This window comes from Streptomyces sp. AcH 505, from assembly GCF_000818175.1.
Classification (GTDB): Bacteria; Actinomycetota; Actinomycetes; order Streptomycetales; family Streptomycetaceae; genus Streptomyces.
In genome coordinates, this window is record NZ_JTIY01000001.1 from 6,861,614 (window position 1) to 6,869,175 (window position 7,562).

Here is a 7,562-nt window from a genome sequence, read left to right on the forward strand (position 1 = left end):
TTCTCGTCCAGGATCTCCCGGACCTGGTGCAGGGTGAAGCCGAGATCCTTGAGCGCGATGACGCGGTTGAGCCGTGCCAGCTGCGCGGCGGTGTAGTACCGGTATCCGGTGGCGGGGTCGACATGGGCCGGCCGGAGCAGTCCGGTCGCGTCGTAGTGACGCAGCATCCGAACCGAAACGCGGCCGTGCCGGGCGAAGTCTCCGATGGTGAACATGATGTCTCCGAGTTGACCGCCTGACACGGTGTGAGGGTCAAGCCCGCCCCAGATTTGCCTACGCGGCGCCCCCGTACGTCCCGTACGCCGGAAGACCCGTCGACTCGAAGGCGTACACCGCGATGCCGCTCGGTGTCGTCTCGCTGCTCAGCAGCCGCAGCCCGACCGGGGTGCCGCCGTCAGGGAACAGCCGGCGCCCGCTGCCGACGACCACCGGGGCGACGGCGAGCCGCACCTCGTCGACCAGACCTGCGGCCAGCAGCGACTGACCGAGCCGGGCGCTGCCGTGGATCTGCAGCTCGCGGCCGGGCTGCCGCTTCAGCTCGGCGACCTGGGCCGTGATGTCACCTGACAGGACCGTGGTCGGGTCCCAGCCGGCCTCGGCCTCGGTCAGCGTCCGGGAGGCGACGTATTTGGGCGAACCGTTCAGCACGCGGGCGTTCGGATGGTCGGTCATCCGCGGCCAGTCCCGGGCGAAGCTCTCGTACGTACGGCGGCCGAACAGGAAGGCGTCCGCCTCGCCGAGCCAGACCGTGGTGAGCCGGTCGAAGGCCTCGTCCAGATGCGGCACGAACCAGCCGCCCCGGGTGAACCCGTCGCTGGTGTCCTCGTCGGGGGACCCGGGCCCCTGGGAGACGCCGTCCAGCGACAGGAACTCCTGCAGTACCAGCCTCATCGCGCACCACTCCTCATGTCATGGGGTGTCTCATGCGTTGTCCCACGCGGGCACATGTCCGTCCCCGCTCTTCAGACCCCCCGGTGTACCGGGACTCATCGGTCAATCGCCGAGGACTTCCCGGACGACATGCCGCGCGATGCCCGCCATGACCGGGTTGGTCTCCCGGTAGTGGCGCAGCTCGTCCAGCGCGATCGACAGAGCCCAGCCGCGCCCACGCGCCCACGTGTCGTCGTCCACGTCCAGCGCGCCGCGAAAGACCCCACGCGCTTCGGCCGGCAGCACGTACCACGCCGGGATCAGGTCGACGGCGGGATCGCCCAGGCCCAGACAGCCGAAGTCGATCACGGCGCTGAGCCGGTCCTGGGCGAGCAGCAGATTGCCCGGCTGGAGGTCGCCGTGGATCCAGACCGCCGGGGCGGGGCGCGCGGCGCCGCGCAGGGCGTCGTTCCAGGCCGCCGTCGCCGCGTCGCCGTCCACGATGCCCCGCAGCGCCTCGATCGCGGCGCGCGTCCCGGCGTCACGCGCCGGCAGCGGCTCGCTGCGGTACGAGGGTGGCCCGCCCGGCAGTTCGGTCCGCCGCAGCGCGGCCACGAACGCCGCCAGATCCGCGGCCAGCAGGCGGGGTTCGGCGATCCGCGCGACGACCGGGTTGGCGCCTGCCAGCCAGCGGTAGACCGACCAGTGCCAGGGACAGCCCTCGGCGGGCATGCCCTTGCCCAAGGGCGCGGGAATGGCGAAGGGAAGCCGCGAGGCCAGCAGCGGCAGCCAGTGGTGTTCCTTCTCGACGTCGGCGGCCGCCCCCGCGACGAGCGGGAGCCGTACGACCATGTCCTCGCCGAGCCGGTACATGGCATTGGCCGTACCGGCGGAGTCGACCGATGCGAGCGGAAGGCCCGCCCACCGCGGGAACTGGGCGGCGATCAGCCGGCGCACCAGAGCCGTGTCGACGGTCGGTTCATCGGCGTGCATCTTGCCGGGAGGCATGAGGTTCCTTCTGTGCTGGTGAGCGGTCAGCAGGACCGGTAGACGTACCCGGCACTGCCGGCGGGCCGTACGTCGCGGTCCCGCAACGTGAGCGAGAGCTTCTTCCCCCAGGTCCGGCAGGCGGCGGCGAAGCCCTTCTTCACGTACTCGATGTCGAAGATGCGGCCGCCGTAGGCAGCACCGAACTCGGCGCACTCGTCGTACTGCGCGCACTCCTCGACGACGGCGAAGTCGAAGCCGATACCGGTACGTCGGGGCAGCAGGTCGGCGGTGTTCTTCTGGGCGACGGCCAGCCCCCGCCCGTGTGCGCGAGTGGTCAGCAGCCGGGCGAACGCAGCCGCGTCCTGCCGGGTCAGTTCACCGTCGGACCGCTCGTAGGAATCGAGGTTGTCCGGCTCCACCGCGTCGAAGTGCGCCGCGGCGCAGCCGTCGATCCACGGGCCGACGATGTCCATCAGGGCCGCGCGTTTGGCCGGCGTGGAGATGTCGAGCAGCGGCTCGTCCCAGTCCTCGTCGACGACCAGCTCGCCCTCGGCGTCCTTCAGCAGCAGATCGGGGTGGTGCTCGCGCCACCACGTGACGGCCGCACCGGGCTGCGTCTGGAAGGCGTTGACGTAACAGATGCTGTACAGACCCTTCGCGGGCCGCGCCGCACGGTCGCGGGAGACGACCCGGACCGGTGCGGGAGGCGGATACGCGCCGCCGAGCTGGTAGTCGAAGACGGCGTTCGCCGGCGGTGGGCGTACGCCCGTCGGGACACCCGCACCGGGTTCCTCACGCGATTTCGCCGACCCGCATGCCGTGGCAAGAGCCAAGGTCAGGACGGTGAGGACGACGGCGGCACGGGACGGGACAGAGAGCACGCAAGCACCCTACGGGCCGGGTCCCCGGCGGCAGGACACCGGGACCCGGGCAGCTCAACCCTGCCGCACGTCCATGTTCTGCGTACCGATGACCGACAGGAGCCGCAGCGCCTCCTCCGACGGCGAACCGGGGACGGCGGTGTAGATCACGACCCGCTGGTCCCGGTCGGTGATGTCCAGGACGTCGCAGTTGACCGTGACCGGACCGACCACCGTGTGCTGGAACGTCTTGGACAGCGTCGGTTCGGCGCTCACGTCGTGGGATTCCCACAGCCGGCGGAACTCCTCGCTCCCGGCCAGCAGGTCGGCCACCAGCTCGGCGATCTCGGGATCGTCGGGATAGCGGGCGACGGTGGCGCGCAGGTCCTGGGCCGCGTTGCGGCCGAACCGGTCCGCGTCCGACACCCCGAACAGCCGCTGTCCCCCCGGGTCCGGCCCGAGGAAGGTACGGCGCACCAGATTGCGCTCGCGCCGCGAACGGGCCGAGAAGTCCTCCATGAGCGCGGCCGCCAGATCGTTCCACGCGATCACCTCGTGCATCGCCGACGTCACGAAAGCGGCGGACTGCGGCAGCCTGTCCAGCAGATCGAGAATGCTCTGCCGCACCTCGCGGGGCGGCCCGGGCGGCGGGGCCACCGGCGCGCCCGCGAGATGGTGGAGATGGACGCGCTCGGCGTCCGAGAGACGCAGCGCTCTGGCCAGCCCGGCCAGCACCTCACGCGACGGGCGCGGACCGCGGGCCTGCTCCAGCCGTGTGTAGTACTCGTTCGAGATGTACGCCAGCTGCGCCGCCTCCTCGCGGCGCAGCCCCGGGGTGCGCCGGCGCGGCCCGGCCGGCAGTCCCACTTCGGCGGGGCTGATCCGCTCGCGCCTGCTGCGCAGGAAGGCTGCCAGCTCTTGTCTGTCCACGTGTCCAGTGTGCTCAGGAACCGTGGATCTATCCAGGTACTGCCGGTGCCTGGATGGCATCGGCGGATCGGCGCAGGCTCGACGGCATGGACAACACACCGACGACAACCCACACCCGCACCACTTCCGCTCCCACCTCCTCGGCCCACGGTCTGCTGGCCGACAAGGTCGCCTTCGTCTCGGGCGCCGGCCGCGGCATCGGAGCCGCCGCCGCTCGGCTGTTCGCCCGGGAAGGCGCCAAGGTGCTGCTCGCGGCCCGGACCGAGGCGGAGCTGAAGACGGTGACCGACGAGATCAGGGCGGCGGGCGGCGTCGCGGAGTACGTGGTGTGCGATCTGGCCGACCCCGCCAGTGTGCGGGCCGCGGTCGACCGCGCGGTGGAGCTGTACGGGCGGCTCGACGTCGCCTTCAACAACGGCGCGACGATGACCCCGCCCGCCCCGGTGGACGAGGTGACGGAGTCCGACTTCGACCAGCTCTACGCCGTGAACCTCAAGGGCCCGTGGCTGGCCATGTCGGCGGAGATCGCCGCCATCCGCGCCACGGCGGGCACCGGAGCGATCGTCAACAATTCCAGCATCGGCAGTCTGCGGAGCAACCCCGCACTGCCCGCGTACGGTGCGATGAAGCGCGCGGTCAACAGCCTCACCGAGTCGGCCGCCGTCACGTACGGCCCCGAAGGCATCCGCGTCAACGCGATCACTCCCGGGGGCACCCTGACCGACATGATCCGCACCTGGGAGACGCACACGCCCGGTCTGGTCGAGGGAATCACGGCTCAGACCCCGCTGCGCCGCGCCGCCGACCCCGCGGAGATCGCCGAGGCCGCCGCCTGGCTCCTCAGTGATCGCGCCTCGTTCGTGACGGGCGCGATCCTCAAGGTCGACGGCGGCGCCGGGGCCTGAGCACCGGACAGCGGCGAAGGCGCGTCACCCGCCTCGTCGAGCGACAGCTCAGACGTCCACCGGGTGGCCGCCGTCGCCTTCGACGACGACACGGTCCTCACCGTTCTCCTCGGCCCTCTCGACCATGGTGACATCGACTTCTCCGTCACCGGTGGTGTCGAACTGGTAGAGGTCGGCCTTCCCGTCACCCGTGGTGTCGGTCATCCAGACGTCCGTCTTGCCGTCACCGTTGGCGTCGGCGGCCAGAACGACGTGATGCTCTTCGCCCTGGGTCTCCACTACCTCTTCAACCGCTTCGTTTCTGTCCATGGCGGCCGGTTGCCCCGCGCGCCCGGTTCAAAACTCCGCCGAGGTGGTGGCATCCGGTGGGCCGGACGGCAACTGTCAGGCAGGCTGTATGAGTTCGGCGCGGCCGAAGAGGAGCGCGTAGCCGGAGGGCAGCCGCGCGAGGAGGCGGTCGAGGACGTCGTCCCCGACGAGCCGGGCGATCTGCACGAGGACGGTACCGGCGTCCCAGCGCGCGGTGGCGTTGGTTCCGCCGGTACGGGCGGCGATACGGCTGACGAGGTCCCGCGCCGCGACGGCTTCGCCGCAGGGGGCCTCGGCAGCGAGTGCGCGGGCCGCTTCGACGGGCAGCCGGGTCACGAGGTCGAGACGCTCCTGACCGGTGAGCTGTTGCCCGAGCACGGTCAGTACGGTGCGTACCGTCGCCTCGGCCCGCTCACGGGTCGGGTACATGCCCTCGTATCTGACTCTCTCCAGCATCTGGTCGTATCTCAGGGCCGTTGCCGCCGCGGGGGCAGCCGGGGCCGACGGGACCACAGCGGCCGCCGGGGCCGCCGTCGGCTGGGACGGACGTCGGATGACCGCGTTCTCCAGCCCCGCCGTCAGCGATGCGCCGGCCGCCACCGGATCTGCCGCCCGGTCCGGGCACTGAGAAACCGACATGAGATCACCTTCTCCTTCGGAAAATGCCAAAGCGCACGGCTTGTGCCCACGTTTTCCGCCCCCACACCTGGGAAACGCGGACTGATCCGAAGGTGATGACCGGTGCGACCGGGTACGCGCGGGAGCGCGCACCCGGTCGCCGGTGAAGGACCTGGTCAGCAGGTCTTACGGACGTACCCGGAGGTGCCCTTCGGGACGACGTACTCGTCCCGCTGCACGACGCTCAGCCGGCTGCCCCAGCCGGTGCACGCCTTCTTCATGCCCTTGTCCGTGTACTCGATGACGATGACGTTGTTGCCGTAGGCGTCGGTGTAGTCGCCGCACTCGTCCCAGTCGGCGCACTCCTCGGCGACGGCGAAGTCGAGGCCGTTGGCGGCGTGGTCGCCGGACAGCTCGGCGGTGTTCTTCTGCGCGACGGCGAGGTTCTTGGCGTGCGCGTGGGCCGACAGCAGCTTGATGTACGCCTCCGCGTTGGCCTTGGTGAGATACGACGGGAAGCGGTCGAACGTGTCGAAGTTGTCGGGCTCGACGGCCTGGAAACCCTTGGCCGCGCACTGGTCGATCCAGCCGTTGACCTTCGCGGCGATGCGCTCGCGGTTGCTCGCGGTACGGATGTCGAGGATGGCCTCACCCCAGTCCTCGTCCTCGACGACCTGGCCCTTGGAGTCGTGCAGGAGCAGGTCGGAGTCCCACTCGTCCTCGGCGCCCTCCTGGGTCTGGAAGGCGTTGATGTAGCAGATGTTGTACAGCCCGGCGGCGGGTGAGTCGCCCTGGTCACGGCTGACCACGGACACCCCGGCGGGCGGGGTGTACGCCCCGCCGAGTTGGTAGTCGAACCCGGCGTGAGCCGGCGGCAGGCTGACCGCGGCGGCGGCCGCACTGGCCGAGCCGGAGGTGAGCAGGGGCAGGGCCACGGCGGCGGCCGTGGCGGTGACGCCTGCGGCGAGCGCGGCGAGGCCGCGGCGTCGGTTGATCACGCGGTGGTGGTTGCGCATCATCGGGCTCCGGATGATGGGGGGATACGTCCCCGCCTCGGAGGCTGAAGAGCCATCCTGGCGACTTGGTCCGGGCTCGCGACCCGGTCGGATCCGCTCGTTCTCGTCCGGCTCGCTGGCGGACGACGATACTTCGCGGACACTCCCTAGGGCCGACCACCGGCTGGGCGTACCTCTGTGCCGGCACCTAGGGCATCATCGGATGTCGTCGGCTGCGGCACTGCCGGAAGTAAATCGAGCGCCAACTACCCTGTCAAGGGCGGGATTTGCCCGGATCCCTCCTGGTCGGGAGGGTCCACCCGATGTGCCCGGTCGTGTACGGCGAGGGTCCCGCCCGCCACGTACGCCGCCGTCCACGGCCGCGGACCGCCCGCTCGCCGGCCGTTTCGGGATGATTGCTCCCAGCGCGTGACGCGGGCTGACGGCGCCCGATACGTGACACTGGGTGACATGAAGGATGCTCAGGGTGAGACCGGTGACGGCGGGGGCGCGGCCGGCTCCGGTGTGCCCAGCCCGTCGGAGATGCTGCCCGGTCTCGACAAGGACCAACTGCGGGTGCTGGGCGAGGTCGGCCGGGCCTGGGAGCGGATGCCCGGCAGCCCGGCGGAGCAGCGGCGCGCCCTGCCGGTCGACCCGGACCTGGGCCGTTTCCCGCCGAAGGAGGAGATCGGCCCCGACCGGTTCGGCCGCATGGTCAGGCTGGCGTCGCTGGGCAGCGGGACGGCCACGGCCGACGCGAGTCCGTCGGAAGGCACGGGCCGCTTCGCCCTGCGCCTGCGTCACGCGCTGATCGGGGCGCCGCTCAAGAGCACCGCCGTGACGCGCGAGCGCATGCGCAAACTGGTGGCCCTGCCGGTGCTGTCCGCCGACGCGCTGTCCTCGGTGGCGTACGGCCCGGAGGCCCTGCTGGCCGTCCTGGTCCTCGCGGGGACGGCGGGGCTCTCGTACACCGCGCCCATCGCGGGGGCCATCGCGTTCCTGATGCTCGCCGTCGGCCTGTCGTACCGGCAGACGATCCGCGCGTACCCGCACGGCGGTGGCTCGTACATCGTGGCGAGCGACAA

The 7,562-nt window shown here is 71.1% G+C and carries 9 protein-coding genes and 1 pseudogene; 2 read left to right on the plus strand and 8 right to left on the minus strand.

Annotated elements, in window-relative coordinates:
- From HY68_RS30035 to HY68_RS30055, 5 genes are all read right to left on the minus strand, one after another.
- The coding region (locus HY68_RS30035; RefSeq protein ID WP_041994851.1) for a helix-turn-helix domain-containing protein at nt 1-215 on the minus strand (215 nt) is incomplete at its 3' end.
- 58 nt (nt 216-273) lie between these two features.
- A complete protein-coding gene (locus HY68_RS30040) occupies nt 274-891 on the minus strand; it encodes a dihydrofolate reductase family protein (RefSeq protein ID WP_041994855.1) in 618 nt (205 codons plus the stop codon).
- 102 nt (nt 892-993) lie between these two features.
- Entirely contained in the window at nt 994-1,878 is an 885-nt protein-coding gene (locus HY68_RS30045; RefSeq protein WP_241778716.1) for an aminoglycoside phosphotransferase family protein, read from the minus strand.
- A gap of 26 nt (nt 1,879-1,904) precedes the next feature.
- Nucleotides 1,905-2,741: an endo alpha-1,4 polygalactosaminidase gene (locus tag HY68_RS30050; protein ID WP_041994858.1), complete on the minus strand. Its 837-nt coding sequence runs from the start codon at nt 2,739-2,741 to the stop codon at nt 1,905-1,907.
- A 54-nt stretch (nt 2,742-2,795) separates the two neighbouring features.
- Nucleotides 2,796-3,650 (minus strand): helix-turn-helix transcriptional regulator, encoded by an 855-nt coding sequence (locus tag HY68_RS30055; protein WP_041994861.1) that lies wholly within the window; start codon nt 3,648-3,650, stop codon nt 2,796-2,798.
- 86 nt (nt 3,651-3,736) lie between these two features.
- On the opposite strand from HY68_RS30055, the gene HY68_RS30060 reads away from it, so the two are divergent.
- Nucleotides 3,737-4,555, plus strand: coding sequence for a glucose 1-dehydrogenase (locus HY68_RS30060; protein WP_041997605.1), 819 nt, complete (start codon nt 3,737-3,739; stop codon nt 4,553-4,555).
- A gap of 48 nt (nt 4,556-4,603) precedes the next feature.
- Here HY68_RS30060 and HY68_RS30065 read toward each other — a convergent pair whose 3' ends face one another.
- The 3 genes from HY68_RS30065 to HY68_RS30075 all read right to left on the minus strand — a co-directional run bounded on the left by HY68_RS30065 (nt 4,604) and on the right by HY68_RS30075 (nt 6,480).
- Nucleotides 4,604-4,864, minus strand: coding sequence for a hypothetical protein (locus HY68_RS30065; RefSeq protein ID WP_041994864.1), 261 nt, complete (start codon nt 4,862-4,864; stop codon nt 4,604-4,606).
- A 75-nt stretch (nt 4,865-4,939) separates the two neighbouring features.
- Nucleotides 4,940-5,503, minus strand: a complete 564-nt coding sequence (locus HY68_RS30070; protein WP_347560641.1) for a DUF2267 domain-containing protein — start codon at nt 5,501-5,503, stop codon at nt 4,940-4,942.
- Between the two features lie 155 nt (nt 5,504-5,658).
- On the minus strand, nt 5,659-6,480 hold the full coding sequence (locus HY68_RS30075) for an endo alpha-1,4 polygalactosaminidase (RefSeq protein ID WP_241778717.1): 822 nt from the start codon (nt 6,478-6,480) through the stop codon (nt 5,659-5,661).
- 468 nt (nt 6,481-6,948) lie between these two features.
- Here HY68_RS30075 and HY68_RS45680 point away from each other — a divergent pair.
- Nucleotides 6,949-7,562: pseudogene (locus HY68_RS45680) on the plus strand (amino acid permease); the annotation flags it as partial.